Below are 20,314 nucleotides of genomic sequence, written 5' to 3' on the forward strand. Positions count from 1 at the left end.
GGGCCGAGCAGACGCTCGGCCCCGCGATGGAATGAGTGGGTGGTCAGTCAGGGCTGAGGGGTGCGGTCTTCGTCGGCCGGCATCCTGGCCGTCGGGAAGGCGAACGCGATCGGTGCTTCGGCGACCTGGGCGAGGCGGCCGGTGGACGTCAGGAGCAGGCAGCAGTTGAGGACAGCGGCCGTGCCGAGGTGACGGCCGGTCGCAGCCGTGATGCCTCGGGCGATCTCGTACGGTTTTATCGGCTGGCCGGGGTTGGCGGCGCAGTAGGCGCTGACCAGGTCAGCCGACGCCGCATCGACCTGGCTGTCGCCTTTGGCCAAGGCCACACCGCCGTCGTGGCGGTGCACGAGGTCCGCCAGTTCCAGCAAGGGCAGCCGCCGTAGCACGATGCGCAGCGCGAGCCCCGTGCGCGCGGCCAGTTGCTCCGGCGTTACGGAGCCACGGTCGGGCATCGCGCGCATGATCTGCGCCGACTCGTTGTCTAGCGGGTCGTACGGCTGCCGAGGACCGTCGCCCGGCGGCGTGTGGTGTTGCCCGGTGCTGCCGACTACTGCGGGTCGGTCGGCCGGTGCGCCGGAACCGGCTCCGGGGAGGTCGGTCATGGATGTTGCTCCTCCCGTGGAACGGGTGCGGGGCCGGGCGCATGTGCGCTCGGCCCCGCGAGGTTGGAATCGGTCAGGACTGCTGGGCGTCGCCGGTGTCCTGGTTGTTGTCGGTCTGCTCGGCCTGGTCGTCGCCCGCGCCGTCGCCGTGGCCGTTCTGCTCGGCTTCCGTCTCGGCGTCGCCGGTGTCGTCGTTGACGACGGGCTTCGGGAAGACGAAGGTCAGCGGCGCTTCGGAGACCAACAGGATGTTGCCCGCGGCGGCGGCCTTGGTGCAGTTGTTGCGCACCGCGCCGGAGCTGACGTTGCGACCGCCCAGCTTCGCGCTGATCGCGGTGGCGATCTCCTGCGGAGTCATCGGCCGGCCGGGGCGGGCGGCCAGCTCGGCGACGGTCAGCCGCTCCAACTCGCCGCGCTGGAAGGGCTGGTTGCCGTCGGCGTTGGCGGTCGCGTCGCTGCGGTGCCCCACGGTGCTCGGGGTGTTGTTCAGCGTGCGCGGGGGCAGCCGGTTAGGCAGTTTCACGGCGTGGACCTCGTCGTCCGGGCCGAGGATGTTCAGGGTTCCGTCGGTGCGGATCAGGCTCTGTACCGCCGCGACGGCGGCCGGGGTGCTCATAACACCGCGGATCACCTGGAAGCACAGGCCGCAGCGCGGCGGCTCCGGGTTCGGGTCGACCTCGGATGCCTTGGTCGGCCCGGCGATCCACCGCTCCGGCTGGCCCGTCTTGGGCGGCAGGCGACGGGCGGCGTCGGCCTGCTGCATCGCGTCCAGCAGCCGGATGGTGGTGGGGTGGCTGATGCCGCTCTCGGCGACGATCATGTCGACGGTCGCGCCGTCGTCGCCGAATTCGGCCAGGACACCCTTGATGGCCATGACCTTGCGGTCGCCGGGACGGGGCGGTGCAACGACCGTACGCGGTTCGCCCGTGGCCGGGGCGTCCGTGTCCTCCTTATCATCCTGGTCCTGATCCTCATCGCCGTCGTCCTCATCGCCGTCGTCCTCGTCACCGTCGCCGTCACCGTCGGACGTGGCCTGCTCGCCGGTGGCCTCGTCGCTGGAGTCACCGGTTTCCGTAGGCTGGCTGTCGTCGTCGCCGGTCGGCGAACTCTCGTCGCTGGCTGCCTCGTCGGCCGGGTCGGAGTCCGGCTCGTCCGCCGGCTCGTCCGGGCCAGCGGTGTTCTCGTCGGCGATGTCGGCCGCGTCCAGCGCGGCGGCGGTGTCGTCCGACGGGGCCCAGCGGGCGGGCGTGCCCTCGGCCGCGTCGCCGCCGAGGTCGATCTCGACGATCAGACCGGCGTCGGCCAGGGTCCGGATGGCCTTGTCGGTGGTGGACCGGGCCTTGCCCGACTTCTCGGACAGTTCGTGGACGTTGCCCTGGCCGAGTTCGGCCAGCGCCTTGAGGACGGCCTGTGTGGCAGGCGTCAGGGACTGCAATTCCATGGGGTTTCCCTCCTCGGGAATAAGGGGTGACGCCCCGGCACCGGACGGTGCTGGGGGTGGTTCTCGACGGCGCGTGCGACCAACGGGTGGCAACGCGCGAGTCGAGGGGTGAACGCCCGGCGCGATGGGCCGGGGTGATCAGCGGCGGGAGATCCGGCGTTCGCCGGTGGCCCGTAGGTGGTAGAGGCGGTCCTCGACGCGGTCGCGGTAGATCCCGGCGAGGCCGTGGGCCAGGCGAACGGGGCCGGGGAACTCGGCGGGGTCGAGTTCGACGTCGGCCGTGTTGATCTGTGCCTTCACGGCTCGTCCGGCGATCTGCTGCTTGCGCAGGTATTCGTGGTGTGGTAGCACGATCAGGACGGTGTCGCCGGGGTTGACGTAGCGGCGCCGGACCGGCTGCACGGGGTTCGTCGCGACGTGGCCGGTGCGGTCGGGGTCGGTGATGAGCCGGTCGAGGTGAATGCGCGCACCTTGGTAGTCGCTGATGTGGCCGCTGATCTCGTCGAGCGTGCTGGCCAGCATCGTGGGCGAGCCGGTCAGGTCGTCGCCGTTGATGAGCAGGGTCCGGAACTCGTCCACCGCCGTGAGCAGCACCTCGCGGGTGAGGCGCAGTTGATCGGCGGATGCCGGGAAGGCTGCTGCGGCCGGGACGGGATCGGCGGCGTGCTGATCGAGGGTCCGGCCGGTGGTCCGGACGATCCACCTCTCCACCAGGTCGAGGTACATCACGGGTCTCCTTTCACATGGTGCGGGCACGCCGAAGACCGGTCACAGCGGAGCTGCGGCCGGTCTTCGAGGCGCGGTGGATGGGGTGGGTCAGGCGATGGCGACGGCGCACAGCCGTGCGCGGTTGTGCAGGGTGCGCAGGTACATGCACGCCTCGTTGAGGAACCGGAGCCGATCGGCTGCGGTGTCGGTGGCGGGCCGCATGATGCGTCCGTCAGTGGTGATCAGCGCGTCGCCGACGAGGGCGGCTCGCCAGTAGAGGCCCGCGTAGGTGGCCTCGCCGGCCTGGTAGAGCGACAGCTCGTACGGGTCGAAGAGATGGCCGCCGTTGAAGGCGAGCATCGCCAGGACGCGGGGCTGCTGCTCGAAGCGGCGACGGGCTTCGGCCAGGCTGACCTTGTTCGGGTCGGCGTGGTGCTGCGCGAGGAAGTCCTCCCAGAGCCGGGCGGGCTTGGTCGTGGCGTTGATGTGGTAGTTCCAGGCGCGCCAGCGGGCGGTGGCCTCGTTCGCGGCGATCATGGACATGCCGGGCAGGTCGAGGCGGCTCTTGCGGCCTCCGGCGGCGAGGGTGATGGCGCCGAACTTGCGGGCGGCGTCGAGCAGGTAGTAGCCGAGGAACCGGGTGAGCCAGCCGATGAACTTGCGGTGCCGCACGCGGAACCGGCGGGCGGGGGTGCCGTTGGCGTTCATGAGGTCGTTGACCTTCTCGCTGGCGGCGAACCAGTCGGCGTCGTCGCCGGGGTTGAAGCAGACGGTGACGATCTGGTCGGTGAGCGGCGTGGGCCTGGGCATGGCGGTGCTCCCTTCGCGAAGCGGGTTGGGGTTGGTGGTGCCGGGGGTGGTGCCACCGGATCGCGGCGTCTGGACCGGCGGGAAACTGCCGAAAGGAATGCGCGGGGGGCAGATCACGAGCCGACCGAAGAGGTGGGCAAGGGGTGAGCTGGGCCGGGCGCGGCAGTCCCGCGAGGCGGGTCGAGACGGGCGGCGGTGCGAACAAAAAGGAAAGAGAAGAAGCTGCACCGTAGCTTCGTGATCTGACAGCACCGCCTCTGTCAGGATTCGCGATCATGCCCGTGACCTGGGCTGACAGATCCTGGTGTGGAGCTGTCAGCGCTTGTCAGGGCAGGAAAACGCCGTCGCCGTAGTTGGGGTTGGCTGCCAGGGCTTCGCCGTGATCGCTGGGTAGCTCGGTGAGTGCCACCCGGCTCGTGGTGCCGCGGGCAAGCCAGACGCGGGCGGCGGGATCGGCGGCGTGGGTGGCGGTGGCGACCGGGACGCCAGTGTGCTGGCCGGGCAGCAGCCGGTGCAGATGTTCTTCACGTTGCTCGCTGCCGAGCCAGAACAGCACCGGATATCGGGTGCCACCACTGTCCCGGATGAACGTTCCGTACTTCGCGAGTTTCGCCACGACCCGGCTACCGAGAGCTTCGCTGCCGGTATCGGTCTCCAGAAAGAACCCGACCGTGACACCGCCGGCGGTCCAGAGGCCGTGCCCGTCAGCGGTGACCTTTCGGAACTGGTTGTGGGTGACCTGCTCGGACCACCACCGGTCGAGCCGGGCGTCGTCGTGCCGGCGGGCGTGCTCGCTCAGACGCACGAAGAACTCGTTGGTCAGCACGAGGTGGGTCAGATGCGGGTTTGCCGACAGCCGTTGCACGGTCTGGTTGCTTGATCGGGCGGTGGGCTCGGGCCGTTGGTGGGCGGCGGCTTGGAAGCGGTGTCCGTTGTGGCCGAGCGTCCAGTGCCACGGCTGGCTGCCGCCGCCGTCGCGGGAGAACCGGAACCGTTCGATCAGGCCGAGGGCGGCCAGCTCGTTGAGCCGGATCTGGCAGGTGCGCCGCGCGGTGAACAGCAGGCGGTGGATCTGGCCGGTGGTCAGGACCTGGTGGTCGTCGAGGAGCTGGAGCAGGAGCCGGTCACGGCTGGTGATGTGGGGATAGATGGACAGCAGGCTGGCCGTGCGAGAGAGCGGCATAGACGTCACCCCCGGTGGGAGAAGGACACCCTGTAGGGAGTCTGGACGTGTGGATCTTGACATTGGGGTCGCCGGTGGCCGGGTTTGCCCAGCTCAGGTACCTGACAGGCGACGGACAGGGGGCTCGTCTGGGGTCTCGTGTCGCAGACACCCCCAAACGAGCCCCCGATGCCGCACCCGGACGAGCCCCCGAACGCAGCCGGTGGTCAGCGGTCCCGGTCGGTCATACGCCGCTTCATCACCGTGCGAGCCAACTGCTGCATCGGCGGCTCCTCCCCGGCGGGCGTGTTCGCGGCGGCGCACGTTTGCCGGATCGCGGTCGGCTCCCCGTCGGGTTCCGGCGGCGGGTTGGTGACGAAGGTAAAGGCTGGGAGTTCCCGGTTGTCCACCAGCACCCGGGCCACGGCGGTGAACACGTCAAGGTGGGCGAGGTCGTGCTCGTCCACCTCGGGTTTGGTGTGCCGCGACAACTCCCGCGCGTCGGCCGGGTCGACGTTGAAGATCGCCTTAGTGCGGGCGTTCGCGCTGATCGCCGCGGCGACGTCCTTCGGTAGCTGGGCGAGGTCCTGGTGAGCCATGACCAGGCCGAGCCGGTAGCCGCGCGCCTCGGCCAGCATGTCGCCGACCGAGCCCGGCAGGGTGAGGAAGTTCTGCACCTCGTCCACGTACAACGTGGCGTCCTTGCGCTGGTCTTCGGGGGTTGCGGCGCGGGCGATGGCGGCCTGCCAGACCCGGGCGACGATCAGGGAGCCGAGGATCCGGCTGGTCTCCTCACCGAGTTGCCCTTTCGGTAGCCGGCACAGCAGCACCCCGCCGTCGAGGACCTTGCCCATGTCGAACGAGCTGTGGGCGTTGCCGATCACGTTCTTGACGAAATCCCGCAGCAGGAACGCCCTCAGTCGCGCGAGGACCGGGGCGATGACTTGGCCGCGGAACTGCTCGTTGATGCCGTCGTACCAGAGCCAGAATCCGCCGAGCCCGTCCGGGTCGTCGAGGCCCTGGGTGAACCGGCCGCGGAACTGCCGGTCCTGCAGCAGCGAAGGCACCAGGCTCAGCGTGGGTTTGGCGTGCCGCATCAGGGTGAGGCAGGCGACGCGCATGGTGTCGTCCATGCGCGGCCCCCACTGGCCCTGGAAGATCTTCGCGAAGATCCCGACCAGGTTGTCCACGGCCAGATGGGCGTCGCCCTGGTCATCGAGGGGGTTGAAACATGCCGGGTTCTCCTGGTCCGGATCGATGATGTGGATGCGGCTTGCGTAGGAGGCCGGGAGCCGGTCGAGGATGTCGTTGATCAGATCCCCGCGCGGGTCGATGACCACGGTCCCGCGACCGGCCTTGATGTCGCCGAGGATCAGGTTCAGCAGCAAGGTCGACTTGCCGACGCCGGTCTTGCCGACCACGTGCATGTGCTGCCGCGAGTCGACTACCTTGAGCCCGACCTTGTGATGCCCGACCTGCGAGCGGCCCAGCATCTTCACACCGCGGCCACCGCTGGGGACCTGTACTGGCGCCGGCACCGCCTTGGCCCGAGCCCGATCCAATCCGGGCACCGCAAGGTCCTGCGGCAGCGCGGCGAGCGCCGCGAGCTCCGGCACGGTGGCCAGAAACCCGCGCCTCAGGCGCCGCCCGGAGAGGGTGGCAACCGGGTGCGGCATCTTCATCCGGCGCAGCCGGTTCGGGCCGGTGTACGCGGCGGCAGCCGAGGCGATCGTGTGCCCGAGCCCGATCAGCCGCCGCCGGACATCCTCGGCCCGTTGCGGCGTTGGCGGATTCTTGTCCGGCTGTACGGCGACCGCGAACCTGATCGCGATCTCGAAGTGCGGCACCCGCACGGCCTTCTCGACCACCGTGCGCGCCTCGGCCCCGGCGACCGGGTCCCGCTCGGCCGCCCGCGCCGCTGTGGTGTGCGCCGGGGCACGGGTCCGCGACGGGCCGGGAAGGAAGACCTCGAGCAACCACAGCAGCGGCTCGATCGCCAGCCGGGCCGCCCCGGCGGCGGCGCGGGTCGCCGGGTCGGGCCGCCCATGCGGATGGTTGGTTGAAGTGGCCGCCGATCGGCGGGCTGCCCGCACGCGGCGGGCCGATGCCGGGCGGGCCAGCACCTGCACGCACGCGTATTCGCGGTGCCAGACCTCGGCCCCAGCTGACAACAGCGCCCGCAACGGGTCCGCGGCGTGCTCCACGCGCAGCGGCAGCACGTCGGCGTGCTGCGGCCAGTGCGCTCCGCCCGCCTGCTCGCCCACCTCGGCGGGGATCGGTGCTTCCGCGTCTTCGACCGTGAGGGTCGCTGCGGGCCAGGCCGCGCGGACGGCGGCTTCGACCGCGCCGGGCGGCACGGTGCCGGGCACCCACACCCGGATCGCCAGGGCGCGGCCGGTCCACGTGTACTCCCAGCCGACATGCGGGTAGCCGTAGATCCGGCGTCGCCACACCGACGGCGTGAGGACGCCAACCAGGGTGGTCCAGAACGCGGCGGCGGCCTCGGCGGTGACCTCCGGCGGCGCGGCGATCGTCACCCAGCGAGCGCCGGTGACGAACCGTCGGTGCCGCCAGTTGAGCAGTTGATCGTGGCCGAACACCGCCGCGACGATCATCGCGGCGGCGACGAACCCGAGCCACGGCCGCGCCACGACCCACTGCGCGAGGTGCGTGGGCCAGGTCGGTGCGGTGATCATGCGGTCACCTCGCCGATCCCCGTGACGGCAATCCGGTGTTCGGCCGCCGAGCCGACGCTTCGAAACGGGATCCGTGATCGGCCAGCAACGAGCAGGCCCTCTCCGCGCGACGCGGCCAACAACATCCGTGCCTCCCCGGCGGTCAGGCCGAATGCCTCGGTGACGGCGTCGATCGACTGGGTGGACTGACGCATCAGCACCTGGGTCGCGGCGTTGGAGACCACGGCCAGGCCGAGATCGGTCGACAGGACGTCGGCGGCGTCCTGGGTGATCACGCATAGCCCGGCGAGGCGCTTGCGGGCAGCCTTGGACATCCGGAACAAGAACCGTGCGCCTTCGCCGTCGCGCATCAGAAGCCAGGCTTCGTCCACCACCACGAGTTGTCGCCGCCGGCGTCCGCTGGTGGCCGGAGCGTCGATGCTCGACCAGATGGCATCCAGCGCCAGCAGCGTGCCGACCGTGCGCAGTTCGTCCGGCAGGTGCCGCAGTGACCAGACCACGAGGTGGCCGCCCGGGGCGGCGGTGGTGGGGCCGTCGAACAGGCTGGAGAAGTTTCCGACCGTCCACGGGGCGAGTCGTGCGGCGAGTTGCGCGGCGGCCGGATCGGTGTCCTCGGCCAGCGTCGCGGCGAGGTCGCGCAGCAGCGGGGCGGGTTTACTCCAGGTGGTTGGGTCGGCGTTGATCCCGGCGTGTGCGTAGGTGGTGGTGATGGCCCGGTCCAGGGCGGCTCGTTCGGCCGGCGGCGGGGTCGCGCCGAGCATGACGGAGATCAGCGTGTGTAGGTAGAGGCCGCGCCGGGTGAGCGTGTCGGGCCGGTCGTCGGCGGGCAGGTCGAGGGGGTTGACCCGGACCCCGGGTAGGCCGAGTTGCACGACCGTGCCGCCGACGTGTTCCGCGAGCGGTGTGTACTCGTCTTCCGGGTCGATGACCGACACGGTGGTGCCCTGGTACAGGTTGCGCAGGACTTCCAGCTTGACGAAGTACGACTTCCCGGCCCCGGACCGGGCCAGCACCACGCTGTTGTGGTTGTCCTGCGTCCACCGGTTCCACAGCAGCACCCCGTTGCTGGTGGTGTTCACCCCGTAGAGCACGCCGTCGGGTGCGGCCACGGTTCCAGGGGCGGGGGCGGCGAGATCGGCCGAGGCGAGCGGGAACGCCGCCGCGAGGGCGGTGGTGTCGAGGATGCGCCGCATCCGTAGCGGGTCCACGCCTATCGGCAGGGTGGAGATCCAGCCCTGCTGATGGCGGAACGTGGCTGGTTGCAGGTCCAGCAGCACGGACGCAGCAGCTGACTTCACCCCCGCCGTGACGGTACGCAGTTCGTCGAGGTCGCGGGCGTGGATGGTGACGTAGATGCCGGTGTCGAACAGCTTCGCCGCGCCCCGGGCGACCCGTTCGGCGAGGTCGGCGGCGTCGGAGGCCGCCGCCTCGATGAGGGGGTCACCGAGGCGGCCGGAATCGGCGTCCAGGCGGCGTGACGATTCGAGCCGGGCGCGCTGGCGTTTGAGCATCGGCGCGGCCAATTGGGGTGCGACCGGGGTGATGTGGACGGCGACGTCGACCCGTGCGGGGTAGGACAGCAGCGGGTCGAGCCAGGCCGGGCCGACCTCGGCCGGGTAGCCGCACACGACGAAGGTCGCGGCGTAGCCGTCGCCGACCTTGACGTGTGCCGGGGTGACCGACAGTGCCGCCGGGGACGGTATGCCGTCGGCGGCGGTGACGTTTTTCGTGGACTTCAACAGACTCACGGTGTGCTCCGTACGGTGATGGGGGCGCCGGGCACCGCGCGGGGGCCAGGCGCTGGAGGGTTGAAGGGGTCGACGGCGCCCGCCAGGGCCGCGGCGACGGCCGGCCCGTCCAGCGCGGCGGCTTCGACGCCGAGGCCGGACAGCGCGCGTACCGCGGCGTCGGCGGCGTGCTCGCCGGTGACGACCGCGAGGACCTGGCGGCGCAGCGGATCACGCTCGGCGTCGAGGTCGAGCAGGAACCCGGCGTAGTCGTCGGCAGCGGTCTGCAGCGCCGGGTGCGGCAGGCGCGGCGCGAAGTCGGCGGTCGCCTGCGCGTACACGCTCAGGTCATGCCGTTGCGCGGCGACGAGCAGTTGGGCCGGGCCGGTCAGAGAGTTGAGGAACCGGCCGAACCCGTCCAGCAGCGCGCCTTGCTCGCCGCCGGTGCGCAGGTGGATGTTCGTGGTGCCGCAGGCGATGAGCACCTTCGCGGTGCCTTCGCTGGTGAGCACTCCGGGCGGGCTGATGCTCGTGACCGGGGAGCGCAGCGGCGCCGGGATGCTCGGTTTGCCGGCCATGGCGGCGACCGAGCTGGCTCTCGGCTGTCCGGGGGTGAGAGTGCGCGGGCTGTGCGACATCGTGAAGCCGTGCTTCAGCCACACGTTCAGTGGCAGTCCGTCGCGGCGGCCGATGGCCAGAACCACTGCGACGGCGAACACGATGATCCCGGCGGCGATCCAGGCCGCAGGCGGCAGGAGCGGGCCGTAGGTGCGGTAGGTGCCGAATCCGGCCAGGGTAGGGCCGCCGATGATGGCGAGTTGCCGGAAGGTCAGCCCGAAGGCGATGCGGTCCGGTTCAGAGACGTTCGCCGGCACCACCGCGCGCGGCGTGGTGTCCTCGTTGCTCATCGCCCACCCCGCAGCAGGGGGATACGGCGGGCGACGCCTTGCATGACCACGACCCGCAGCAGGAAGCCGCCGATGTTGGGCGAGCCCTTACGCGTTACGTAGCGGCCTACCAGCGACGGAATCTTGATCGTGAGCCAGAGCATCACGACGACCAGCACCAGGTTGAACGTGTCCGAACCCTTGACTCCCAGGACGATCGGCAGGTTCGAGTCCGGATTGATCACCATGTCGATGCCGGTGGTGAACGCGACGGCTTGCAGCGCCGGGGTGGCCAGGCAGCCGCCGAGCGAGCGCCACCACAGGTCGGCCACGCCCTGGGTCCACGGGGTGGCGTAGCAGGCCAGCGCCACCGGCGCGATCCCGGCCAGGACCAGCAGCACGCCGACACGCACGAACCAGCTCCCGATGAGCATGGCCATCAGCACGACGATCAGCAGGCCGATGATGGCGATCAGCAGCGCACTGCCGTCGTCGTCCAACGCCGCGTTGATGCGGGCCTTGACGAAGTCGACGGTCTCCGTGGTCGGTGCCGTGGTGCCGCTCATGGAGGTCGTGAGCGCGTTGGCGATGGTGATGAGCTGGCCGGTCAGCGGCACGGAAAACGCGGAGAGCACGAACCCGACGACCAAGCGCGGGATCAGCTCTTTGATGCCGTAGCGAATCTGGACCGAGTCACCGGTCATGGTCGCGATGCCCACGGCGATGATGGCGAGAACGAAGCAGGAGTCGACGACCAGCGCGCTCTTGCCGGCGATCGACGTGACCTGCGGCAGGACGGTGACGTCCGGCGATACGAACAGTGTTGAGGCCAGCAGGGCCAGTAGCCCGCTGAGAAGGTCGACGACCTTCTCAGCGAGCCAGCTGACCAGGCCGTCCATCAGCCAGTCGGTCATGATCGGTCAGCCGCCGAGGATGCTTTGCAGCACATCGAGGACCACCGGGGACAAGACCGCCAGCGCGTAGCCGATCAGAGCGGACTTGAAGTTGCCCTTGGCCTGCTCGACCTGGGCGGGATCGCCTCCGGCGGCCATGTAGCGCAGGCCGCCGATGACCAGGAACATCGTCGCGACGACCGCGATGATGCCCATGATCCAACCGGTGATGCCGTCGATGACCTGCGGGATGGTTTTCGCCGCCGCCAGCGGCACGTCAGCCGCAGCGGCAAGGGACAGAAGGGTGAGACTGGTGTGCATCGCGAGGCTCCACAGGAGTTCTGCGGGGCCGCCGCGATGGGGACCGGGGCGAAGGGTCGTATGAGGTCCGGTGGGGGCGCTCCTCCTCGCGTGTCGCGAAGGTTGCGGTGTCAGTGCGCCGCGCCAGCCGTGCCGGACCATCGGGCCTCGCCGCCGGGGTGGTCCCCACCGGGCGGGCATGCCGTGGATGACATGCACCGCCCAGATCCGCGCTGTCAGGTAGATCGAACTCGTGCCACTCCTGTCACGAGCTGACACGATCGGTCAGCACGGATAGACATCCGGAACGCACGGGAAGGCGCGCTTATGGACGACGTGACCCCCAGGCAGGGATCGCTCGACCGATGGATGCGGACACCGCCGTTGACGCGGTACTCGCCCGAGGCTCGGGTGGCGGTGTTCATCGACTTCGAGAATTTGGTCTGCGGCGCCGGCAAGGGTCTCCCAGGACAAAGCGAACCGATCCCTGCGAAGGCGCTGACCCACCTGTGCCGGGGGTTCTACGGCAACGCCTCCATTCGCAAGGCGTACGCCGACTGGGCCAACACCGGATTCGGCCGGTATCAGCCAGCATTGGCAAACAACGGCGTCGATCTCGTCCAAATTGCCCACCACGGCGTCGCCGGGAAGAACGCCGCCGACATCCGCATGGCCGTTGACGCGATGGAAGTCCTCATCACCCATCCCGACGTAGACGTGTTCATCCTGGTCACCGGCGACAGCGACTACTCGCCACTGGTTCACCGGTTGCGCGGGTTCGGCAAACACGTCGTCGGAGTCGGCACGCAAGCCACCGCCAGCCAGCGACTGGTGTCGGTGTGCTCGGAATACAAGTTCTGGGGCACCGTCGTCGCCGAGGTAGAACCGGCCGCCAGACCCGCCGTGACCGCCGTCTTCGACATCGCGGCAGCCGAAACCCTGCTGGTGCGCGCCTTCGAGCAGATCCCCACCGACACACCCACCGCCGGCACCGTCAAGAACAAGATGCTCGTGCTGGACCCGTCGTTCGACCAGGCCAACTACGGCTGCCGCACCTTCCGCGACTTTCTCAACCGCCTGCCGCACCGGGTTGCCACCGCAGGGCGTTCCGGCAACGACATCACCGTGCGCCATATCGCCTCACCATCGTGAGCGGCCGTGTGACGACGGTCGGCTGAAACGGATCGAGGCCGCACCGAGCGAATGCTCGATGCGGCCTCGACCGGTTGATGTCAGCAGCGCCTTACGCTGCCGTCGTGCTGGCGCCGCGATCATTAGGCGCGAAGGGACCGGACAGGTCGCCGCGCCTGACCGCGGCCGCGACGACTCGCTCGGCGCGGCGGCGCCGCATCCGCAGCGCCGGGGCCGTGGTGCCTTGCTCGGCGGCCAACTGCTCGATCAGCGCGTCACCGAAACGGGTCGCGCTGATCAGCTCGGCGGCTTCGGCGGTGATCAGGCCGGCGGCGGCGGCCCGGCCGAGCAACAGGTCCGGGTGGCCGTAGGGCATGCGCGGGGTGCGGGAGCCGCTGGACAGATCCAGCGGTAGCTCCTCGCCCTCCTGGTCCTTGATCACGGCGGCCCCGGCCCGCCAGGCGGTCCAGCACATCCGCAGCCACAGCCGCGGCCGGTCGAGATCCGTGGTGCGCAGCGCCGACAGGAATCCGGTCAAGACTTCGGAGTCGATGTCGTCGGCGAGCCGGGGCCGACCGGAGCTGATCTTCGCCGCGAGGTGGGTCAGGGCGGGAAGCGCGACGCCGATCGCGCCGACGACCCAGGCCGGACCCCATTCACGGGCGTGGCGGGCGAGCTGCCGCCACAGGATGTCGGTGGTGTCGCTGTCGTACCGCTCGTACACCAGCAGGGTGCGCAGCCGGTCCAGCGGCATCGTCGTGTTCGGCATGCCTGGCACAGGCCGGGCGTCGAACACCAGCGGAGCCGGTTCGCAGGTCAGTAGCGCGAATGCCTTCTCCGCGCTGGACAAAGCAGTGTCGGTCGTTCTCGTGCGGGTCGTCGTCGCCATGATCTGTCTCCTCGGTGGGGAGCGCCTCGCCGGGTGCGAACGCTCCGAGGCACCGATTGGGACAGCCCGGCCTGACACCAGAAGCGGTTGTCAGCTTCGGACAGGTCGTGACCGGTCCGGACAGATTCGCCGCCCTGCCGCCCCGCGCGCCGAATCTGTCAGCACGCTGCGATGTCCGGTCCTGACAGGACGGGCCGAGTTCGATCGACCTGACAACCGGGATCTATGCATCGTCAGCGCGCCCGCCGGTCCGGGGGCCACCCAGCCCATGACCGAGAGAAAACACCGGCAGGCACCGGTTCCCGTGGGGGACACGGTGTCCGGCGACCCGCCCGTGCCGATCACCGTCTGGCCGGTTCCCGCCCCCGCTGCGGGCGAGACCATGTCCAACGCGATGGGGGTACGGCTGGTCCACAACCTCACCCACCCGTCCGACCTGATCACCGACCTCACCGCCGGGCCGCAGCTGGCCCGCGCGATCATCGCCGCCCGGCGCCGCAGCCACCTTCAGTACACCCGGCGGCTCGGCTGGGAGTGGCATACCGCGACCTTGGTCGTCACCGGATGGCCCATCGACGACCCCGCCGAGCCGGGGGACTTTTTCGACCGCTGCCGTACGAGCCTCGTGCCCGGCGGCTGCGTGGCTGTCCTACTGCCCCACGGTGACGTCGTCCTGCCCGTCGATGTCATCACCGCGGCCAAGAAGGCCGGACTGGCGTACCTGCAGCACATCGTGGCGGCCGACCGACAGCCCCGCCGGGGCCAGCACACCCAACTCGACATCCACACCGACGTGTTGATCATGACTCGCAGCGCGACGGAGAACGGAGGCAATGATGGCTGAAGACACCCTTCCCGTCACCTCGGTCTGGCTGACCTGCCAGCAGCCCGCGCGTGACCAGCGCCGGGGCCGCTACGTCCCGGCGACCTCAACCCATCCGGGCAAGATGCTGCCGCACCTGGCGGCCCACGCGATCAGCTCGTTCACCGCGCCGGGCGACCTGGTGTTCGACCCGATGGCCGGGTCCGGCACCACCCTGGTCGAGGCCATGCATCTGGGCCGCGACGCGATTGGCATCGACATCGAGCCCCGCTTCACCGCCCTGGCCGAGCAGAACGTCGCCCTGGCGTCGTCGCAGGGCGCGGCCGGCACGGCGAAGGTCGTCACCGGCGACGCCACCGGACTGCTCGATCTGGTCCCGGCGTCCGCGGTCGGTCAGGTGGGACTCGTGCTGACCTCACCGCCGTACGGGCGCGGGACTCATGGGCTCGTGCGGGCGGACAGTACCGGGGTACGCAAGCGGGACCACCTGTATGGGGACCGGGAACGCGGAAACCTCGCCTATGCGGGATGGTCCCGCTTGCTCGACGGGTTCGCCACCATCCTGGCCGCCTCGTATCAGCTGCTGCGTCCCGGCGGGACCGTGGTGATCACCTGCCGACCGGTACGCCGCCAACGAGACGACCTCATCGACCTGCCCGGCGAACTCCTCGCCGTCGCCCGGTCAACGGGACTGGTCCCCGTCCAGCGGTGCGCGGCGATGCTCGCCGCCGTCCGCGACGGGCAGATCGTCCACCGCGCCTCCATGTTCGGGCTCATGGCCGTACGCCGAGCCCGCGCCGAAGGCGTCCCCGTCCACCTCATCGCGCACGAGGACGTCTTGGTCCTGCGCCGCTGCTGAACCTGCTGAAGTTCCGTAGCAATCCAAGGGGTTCGTCCGGCCAATCCTGGGGTCCATGCAGGTCAGGAACTGTTTCTCGGAGCAAGTCTCGTCATCGTTGACCGGCCTGACACGGCTTCGGGGCGGGCGTTCGGGAATGCATCGCCATCATCCGGGGTCGTCGGGCTGTTGCTGGCCGCCGTGCCCAACCTGACAGGGCCACCCGGCGCTGTCCTGCCTGCCGTTTGCTGCCCCGTGTCAGGGTCCCGGTCTCACCGGTCACTGGCCGATAGCCGGTGACTGGTGGGGCTACCCGGCACGTCCCGGCGGAGCGGGACTCTGCCGTACCGGCCGCCGCCGAACGAGTCCCGGCGGCGGGTCCCGCTCCGCCTCGGCGACCGAAGCGGGACCCGCCGGCTGGAGGAGTCCCGTCGAGCGGGACTTCGCCGATGTCCCGCACAGCCCCGCTCGAGCGGGGGACCTGACCGGGACTGCGGGACTGCCCGGCTGACAGGTTTTGCCAGACCGGCCGATCTGACAGCCCAGCACCGGGACTGCCGGTCCCTCATACGCTGAAGGTTCTCCTTTTTCTTTCTGTGTCCCGATCCCTTGCCCGCGCGACGGCATCGCGCCCACCATCACGGTCGGCCGCCGCCGCCAGCCTCGGATCTGGCACCCATCTGCTGACGCCCTCCGCTGACACGGCCAGGGCGCGGTGGCGCACACCCAATTTTCCAGCGGCGGCCATCACCCGATGGCCGCCTTCCTGCTGTCCGGAGGAGGACGACATGCTCAAACCCGCCTGGTACTTGCCTGGTGCCGACTGGTACGCGCAGGTCCCGGATCGTCCCGGGATCGACGATGACGGCCAAGACGTCGTGAACATGCTCGCTCAGATGCTCGGCGATAATGCGCGCCTGGATCCGCCGGTCACCGTCGCGATGACCTACATCATCCTGCTCGCTGTTGAACACCTCGGCGACATCATGACCCACGCCGTCGAACTCCACGACCTCGCCGAACTGGCCCGACTGGTGTGCGGCCTCAACCTGATTCAGGCGCACGTGACCCAGACGATCCAGCGCATCGCCTCGAACACCGATGCGCGCGCCTTCCCCGGCTCCGTCGATGCACCGGCCGCAGCGCTGCGCGCCATTATCGACAGCCTCAGCGCTGCCGGCGCCAACAGCGAGTTGGTCGCGGGACACCTCAAAGAGGCGCACCTGCGGCTGTACGGACTCACTCAGTAGCCAGTTCCCCGCGTAACCGCTCGCATCACCTCCTCGGCCGTGCCCGGCCGACCGCGCGAATCCCGCGCACTCTTCCGGGCACGGCCGATCTGGCGTGCCCGGATTCCACCTGATGGATGGAGGAATCCAATGCCGTACCCCGACCTCGGTACGCCACGCCACCGCCCCGCCGTGCCTTCGCACCACCGGCGTCCGGACGTCGCCCCGCAGGTTCTCGCGCTGCTCGACCGCGCCCAGCACGGCGACCGCGACGCCTTCGCGCAGCTCTACCTCACCTTCCGCGAACCGGTCACCCGGTATGTGGCCGTGCGCCTGCGAGGCCGCGACCGCGACGCGATCCCCGACCTCGTGCAGGAGACGTTCACCGGGGCCCTGGCGGACCTGAACACCGCGCTGCTCGACGTGCGCGGCTGGTTCATCTGGCACGCCGCGAAGGCGTGCAACCAGCACGACTGGTCCCGACGCCGCTACGTCCGCGCCGCGTACGCCGTCCGCGACCACGAGCCCGCGCCCACCGCCCCGGCCGTCGCCGTACCGCCTGACCGGCTCGGGCGGATCACCTTCGCTCACGCGATGGCGAGGCTGACCGCCGCCCAGCGCCGCGCGATCCAGCTGCGCTATTTGGACGGCTACCCCCGCGACGACACCGCCCGGCTCATGGACCGCAGCACCCAAGCCGTCCGCGACCTGGAGAGACGCGGCCTGCGCCACCTCCAAGCAGCCCTCACCGCTGCGCCGGTCACGGCATGAATCCCGTTCAGACACCAGCGAAAGGCACGATCATGACGCTGTTCTACATCGCCGTGTACCACAACACCGACAGCCGGTTCTTCCCGTACGAGTCCGGCCACGCCCTCACCAAGGTCATCTCTCATTGGCGGGACCTGCCCGCCGAGACCAGCCCGGAGGACATCGCCGACTGGGCGTTCGCCCTGTTCAACGCCGACCTCGACACTCTGCAGCGCCGCCGCGGATACCCCGACGGCGGCGAGTTGGACTTCCTGCTCGCCTGCACCTACCGGCTGCTGAAGCTGCGCTCGCTGTCGGCCGGCGACATCCTCGGGATCACCAGCGAGCAGACCACCACCTTCCTGGCGTGCGAGTTCGTCGGGTGGCGACGCATCGACAGCCCGACCAACCGCACCGGCCAGGCACTGACCGCCGACACCGTCTACATGCACCTGCGCCGGAGCCACCATGCGTGAGCACCCCTGCCACCAGCACCGGCCCGGCCAGCACACCGACGCATGCCTGACCGGCGACTGCGGCTTCTGCGGCACCAGCCTCACCGACGTCGCCTCCGGCGAATGCCGCGCCTGCCTCCGGATCGTCTGCGAACAATGCGACGGCGGATACCAGGCCGACCTCGGCCCGATCTGCCAGCCCTGCACACCGTCCGGACCCGCCGGCTCGGCTACCGGGGAACTCGTGGAGTACCGGCTGTGCGTGTTCGAGTTCGACCTGTCCTGCGGCCACACCGTCGTCATCGCCCTCACCGGCTGGTACCCGGTCACCGTCAGCTGCTGTGACCGGCTCGGCGGCACCATCCTGCGCGGCGCATACCACCCGCTGGACTCCGACATCGACTACGTCCGAGGCGTCCGCGAGCGCTACGAACTGCGCCCGAAGGGGACCCCGCCCGGCTCCACACAGGTAATTGGCCGGCGGCCCCGCACCGACGAGCCACGCCCGCCCGACCGGCCCGGCGTGAAGGGTTCCGCCGGGCGATACCCGGCGCGTGTCGGCGCCACCTTCAGTTGGGACGGCTCGATCGCGACGCCCGAGACCACCTGACCCGGGCCGCCGTCCACGGCGCCCGAAGCACAAAAACGGCCCGCCTTCGGCGGGCCGTCGTCGTATCCGGAACCCGGGACGCCTCGCCTGGAAAACGCGCGTCCCGGGTTTCTCCATCGGAATGGAGGAACCCAGTGTTCACCACACCCCTCGTGATCGCCACCGTTGTGGCGGCCACGATCGGAGCCGTCATCGGCTTCCTGACCAGCCGCAGGGCGACTCGGCAGATCATCGCCCGGCTGCGCGACGAACTGGCCGACAAGGTTTGGCAGCTCACCCATGACCCGCTCACCGGCCTGCACAACCGCAGCGGCCTGCGGGCCATCCACACCGCCATCGCCGCATCCGAGCACCGGCAGATCGTCACCGTGCTCATCGACCTCGACCTGTTCAAACAGGTCAACGACGCGTACGGCCACGACGCCGGGGACGACCTGCTCAAGGCGACCGCCGCCCGGATCGCGCGACTCGCCGCCCTCTACAGCGGGCACGCCGCGCGGCTGGCCGGCGACGAGTTCGCCGTCATCGCGCCGCTGGACGCACCCCGGCTCGCCCATATGGCACTCCTGTTCACCAGTGTCATCGCCGAATCCGTCGAGGTCCGCACCGACGACGGGCCGACCCTCGTCACGGTAACCGCGAGCCTCGGCATCGCCGTAACCGCCAGCGCCGACCTGCTCGAAGGCGTTGCCCTGCACCACGCCGACCTGGCCATGTACCACGCCAAACAGCAAGGCGGGAACCAGCACGTCCTCTACCGCGCCGGCATGACGATGCCCACCCGGCCGCCACGCCGCGGACCCCGCCTGCGCGACCAGCGCCGCACCCCGAACGGCGGCGAAGCATGAACCTCGCCACCCTCATGGCCTGCGCCCTCTGCCGCGAAGCCCTGACCGAACACCACGACGGCGGGCACATCAGCTACCGGCACCCGGTCGCCGAGAAGGACCACCCGGTCACCCCCATCAGCGCCGCCCTGCTGCGCGACGTCTTCCACCGCTGTCACACCTGCTCCGACGGCCTGCCGGTCTGGGACTACCGAACCGGCCTCATCCAACTCCTGGCCGTCGATGCCGGTGTCGTGCAGACCTACAACGACCACTGGCAGATCTGCTACCCGTGCGCCCAGATAGTCGAAGCCGACGACATCGACGCTCTCACGGCCCGGTGCGCTGGCCTGGTCGGATGGCGTCCCGGCAGCATCGAGTACACCCAACTGAACCTGCTGCACCGGGGCATCGTCCTCGGCCGCGAAGACCGGACCCTGTTGGCCACCACGCCGTGGCCACCGGCCCGGATCACCGCCGACATGCTGCCGAAGATCCGTGACCGGTTCACCGGCCTGCTCCGCGGCAGCGTGCGGCTACCCGACCCGATCAACGAGCCGAGCAGTCGACGGCACCTGGCCGACCAGCTCGACGTCGCACCGATGTACTGGGTCAACGACGAGTTCACCGGCCTGGTCACCGCGGTCAGCGCTGACCAGCCCACCGCCCGACTCACCGACGAGATCGCACCTACCCCGGATGGCCTGATCGTCTGGGCCGAGCCGGTCGGCACCAGGGAGGAACTCGCCGCCGTCTCCTGGACCCAGAACTCCGACGGCTGGCAGCTCATTGGCTACCGCAGCATCGGCACCGCCGTCCCCGACACCCTCATGCCGCAACTGCGGCATGAGATCGGCTGGCTGCTGCCCATCCACACCGAACATCTCACCCGTCGGGCTGCCATCGACGGTGACCACCCGCTCAGCCCAATGGTCACCACCTGGCTGCTGATTCACCAGCAGATGGCCGACACCGTGGCGACGAAACTGCCCAACGGCACGATCCGCGCCTACCAGCGCAGCCGACGCCCGGCACCCGAGGTCAGGACCGTACGGATCAAACCCCGCACCACCACCCCGGCCGAACCGGATCAGAGGCGCGGCAGCACGCGGACACGGGCCAAGCCCGACCACCGGTTCTGGGTCTCCGGCCACGAACGCCAACAGGCGTACGGCCCCGGCCGAAGCCTGCGCCGGCCCGTCGACATCCAGCCTTTCCTCAAGGGCGAGGAACACCTGCCCATCAAGTTGAGCACCACCGTCCGCGTCCTGCGCGGACGCCCCGACACCGGCAACAGCACACCCGAGTGATCCCGCACGTGGTGGGTGAGGCCCAACCTCACCCACCACGGCGTAGCGGTCCCGTGCATGACGGCGGCTGTCCCGCCGGACAAACGCCGCCCTACCGGTGCGCGCCTCACCGAGCCGACCTGCCCCGGTACGCACAGCGCCACGCCGCCCTGCGTGCTGCCCCGGTGGTCAGCCGACTCGAACACCCCACCAGCAGCGAAACCAGACCCTGGACAAGGAGCCCTTT

Annotated in this window: 20 protein-coding genes; 9 read left to right on the forward strand and 11 right to left on the reverse strand. The window is 70.0% G+C overall.

Annotation, left to right across the window (positions count from 1 at the left end; all coding sequences use genetic code 11):
- Positions 1 to 47: 47 nt before the first annotated feature.
- The 10 genes from Afe05nite_RS26625 to Afe05nite_RS26670 form a co-directional block, all read right to left on the reverse strand.
- Positions 48 to 602 (reverse strand): DprA-like winged helix domain-containing protein, encoded by a 555-nt coding sequence (locus tag Afe05nite_RS26625; protein ID WP_203819942.1) that lies wholly within the window; start codon positions 600 to 602, stop codon positions 48 to 50.
- Between the two features lie 73 nt (positions 603 to 675).
- Positions 676 to 2,043, reverse strand: coding sequence for a helix-turn-helix domain-containing protein (locus Afe05nite_RS26630; protein ID WP_203819943.1), 1,368 nt, complete (start codon positions 2,041 to 2,043; stop codon positions 676 to 678).
- Positions 2,044 to 2,181: 138 nt separating this feature from the next.
- Positions 2,182 to 2,769: a hypothetical protein gene (locus Afe05nite_RS26635; protein WP_239118212.1), complete on the reverse strand. Its 588-nt coding sequence runs from the start codon at positions 2,767 to 2,769 to the stop codon at positions 2,182 to 2,184.
- 90 nt (positions 2,770 to 2,859) lie between these two features.
- Entirely contained in the window at positions 2,860 to 3,561 is a 702-nt protein-coding gene (locus Afe05nite_RS26640) for a hypothetical protein (protein WP_203819945.1), read from the reverse strand.
- Positions 3,562 to 3,886: 325 nt separating this feature from the next.
- Positions 3,887 to 4,744, reverse strand: a complete 858-nt coding sequence (locus tag Afe05nite_RS26645) for a replication-relaxation family protein (RefSeq protein ID WP_203819946.1) — start codon at positions 4,742 to 4,744, stop codon at positions 3,887 to 3,889.
- Positions 4,745 to 4,950: 206 nt separating this feature from the next.
- The gene (locus Afe05nite_RS26650; protein WP_203819947.1) at positions 4,951 to 7,419 is read right to left on the reverse strand and encodes a type IV secretory system conjugative DNA transfer family protein; all 2,469 of its coding nucleotides are present in this window, start codon (positions 7,417 to 7,419) and stop codon (positions 4,951 to 4,953) included.
- Positions 7,416 to 9,167 carry a VirB4 family type IV secretion system protein gene (locus Afe05nite_RS26655; protein ID WP_203819948.1) on the reverse strand — a complete coding sequence of 584 codons (1,752 nt, stop codon included), beginning with the start codon at positions 9,165 to 9,167 and terminating at the stop codon, positions 7,416 to 7,418. The genes Afe05nite_RS26650 and Afe05nite_RS26655 overlap by 4 nt, the downstream gene beginning before the upstream one ends.
- Positions 9,164 to 10,054: a PrgI family protein gene (locus Afe05nite_RS26660; protein ID WP_203819949.1), complete on the reverse strand. Its 891-nt coding sequence runs from the start codon at positions 10,052 to 10,054 to the stop codon at positions 9,164 to 9,166. The genes Afe05nite_RS26655 and Afe05nite_RS26660 overlap by 4 nt, the downstream gene beginning before the upstream one ends.
- Positions 10,051 to 10,947: a conjugal transfer protein TrbL family protein gene (locus tag Afe05nite_RS26665; RefSeq protein WP_203819950.1), complete on the reverse strand. Its 897-nt coding sequence runs from the start codon at positions 10,945 to 10,947 to the stop codon at positions 10,051 to 10,053. The genes Afe05nite_RS26660 and Afe05nite_RS26665 overlap by 4 nt, the downstream gene beginning before the upstream one ends.
- Before the next feature lie 6 nt (positions 10,948 to 10,953).
- Positions 10,954 to 11,247, reverse strand: coding sequence for a pilin (locus tag Afe05nite_RS26670; RefSeq protein WP_092544575.1), 294 nt, complete (start codon positions 11,245 to 11,247; stop codon positions 10,954 to 10,956).
- 306 nt (positions 11,248 to 11,553) lie between these two features.
- Here Afe05nite_RS26670 and Afe05nite_RS26675 point away from each other — a divergent pair, with 306 nt between their 5' ends.
- Positions 11,554 to 12,378, forward strand: a complete 825-nt coding sequence (locus Afe05nite_RS26675) for an NYN domain-containing protein (protein WP_239118213.1) — start codon at positions 11,554 to 11,556, stop codon at positions 12,376 to 12,378.
- 91 nt (positions 12,379 to 12,469) lie between these two features.
- Here the strand turns inward: Afe05nite_RS26675 and Afe05nite_RS26680 are convergent, their stop codons facing one another.
- Positions 12,470 to 13,246, reverse strand: a complete 777-nt coding sequence (locus tag Afe05nite_RS26680; protein ID WP_203819951.1) for a hypothetical protein — start codon at positions 13,244 to 13,246, stop codon at positions 12,470 to 12,472.
- 304 nt (positions 13,247 to 13,550) lie between these two features.
- Between Afe05nite_RS26680 and Afe05nite_RS26685 the strand changes: the two genes are divergently transcribed.
- From Afe05nite_RS26685 to Afe05nite_RS26720, 8 genes are all read left to right on the forward strand, one after another.
- Positions 13,551 to 14,090: a protein-tyrosine phosphatase family protein gene (locus tag Afe05nite_RS26685; RefSeq protein WP_239118214.1), complete on the forward strand. Its 540-nt coding sequence runs from the start codon at positions 13,551 to 13,553 to the stop codon at positions 14,088 to 14,090.
- On the forward strand, positions 14,083 to 14,928 hold the full coding sequence (locus Afe05nite_RS26690) for a TRM11 family SAM-dependent methyltransferase (RefSeq protein WP_203819952.1): 846 nt from the start codon (positions 14,083 to 14,085) through the stop codon (positions 14,926 to 14,928). The genes Afe05nite_RS26685 and Afe05nite_RS26690 overlap by 8 nt, the downstream gene beginning before the upstream one ends.
- Positions 14,929 to 15,695: 767 nt before the next feature.
- Positions 15,696 to 16,157 carry a hypothetical protein gene (locus Afe05nite_RS26695; protein WP_203819953.1) on the forward strand — a complete coding sequence of 154 codons (462 nt, stop codon included), beginning with the start codon at positions 15,696 to 15,698 and terminating at the stop codon, positions 16,155 to 16,157.
- Positions 16,158 to 16,286: 129 nt separating this feature from the next.
- The gene (locus tag Afe05nite_RS26700; protein ID WP_203819954.1) at positions 16,287 to 16,907 is read left to right on the forward strand and encodes an RNA polymerase sigma factor; all 621 of its coding nucleotides are present in this window, start codon (positions 16,287 to 16,289) and stop codon (positions 16,905 to 16,907) included.
- Between the two features lie 32 nt (positions 16,908 to 16,939).
- Positions 16,940 to 17,362, forward strand: coding sequence for a hypothetical protein (locus Afe05nite_RS26705; protein ID WP_203819955.1), 423 nt, complete (start codon positions 16,940 to 16,942; stop codon positions 17,360 to 17,362).
- Positions 17,355 to 17,951, forward strand: coding sequence for a hypothetical protein (locus Afe05nite_RS26710; RefSeq protein WP_203819956.1), 597 nt, complete (start codon positions 17,355 to 17,357; stop codon positions 17,949 to 17,951). The genes Afe05nite_RS26705 and Afe05nite_RS26710 overlap by 8 nt, the downstream gene beginning before the upstream one ends.
- Positions 17,952 to 18,085: 134 nt before the next feature.
- Complete coding sequence (locus Afe05nite_RS26715) at positions 18,086 to 18,799, forward strand: diguanylate cyclase domain-containing protein (protein WP_203819957.1); 714 nt, start codon at positions 18,086 to 18,088, stop codon at positions 18,797 to 18,799.
- Positions 18,796 to 20,088, forward strand: coding sequence for a hypothetical protein (locus Afe05nite_RS26720; RefSeq protein ID WP_203819958.1), 1,293 nt, complete (start codon positions 18,796 to 18,798; stop codon positions 20,086 to 20,088). Before Afe05nite_RS26715 ends, Afe05nite_RS26720 begins: the two co-directional genes overlap by 4 nt.
- Positions 20,089 to 20,314: the final 226 nt, after the last annotated feature.

Source organism: Paractinoplanes ferrugineus (assembly GCF_016862195.1).
In the GTDB taxonomy this organism is placed as follows: domain Bacteria; phylum Actinomycetota; class Actinomycetes; order Mycobacteriales; family Micromonosporaceae; genus Actinoplanes; species Actinoplanes ferrugineus.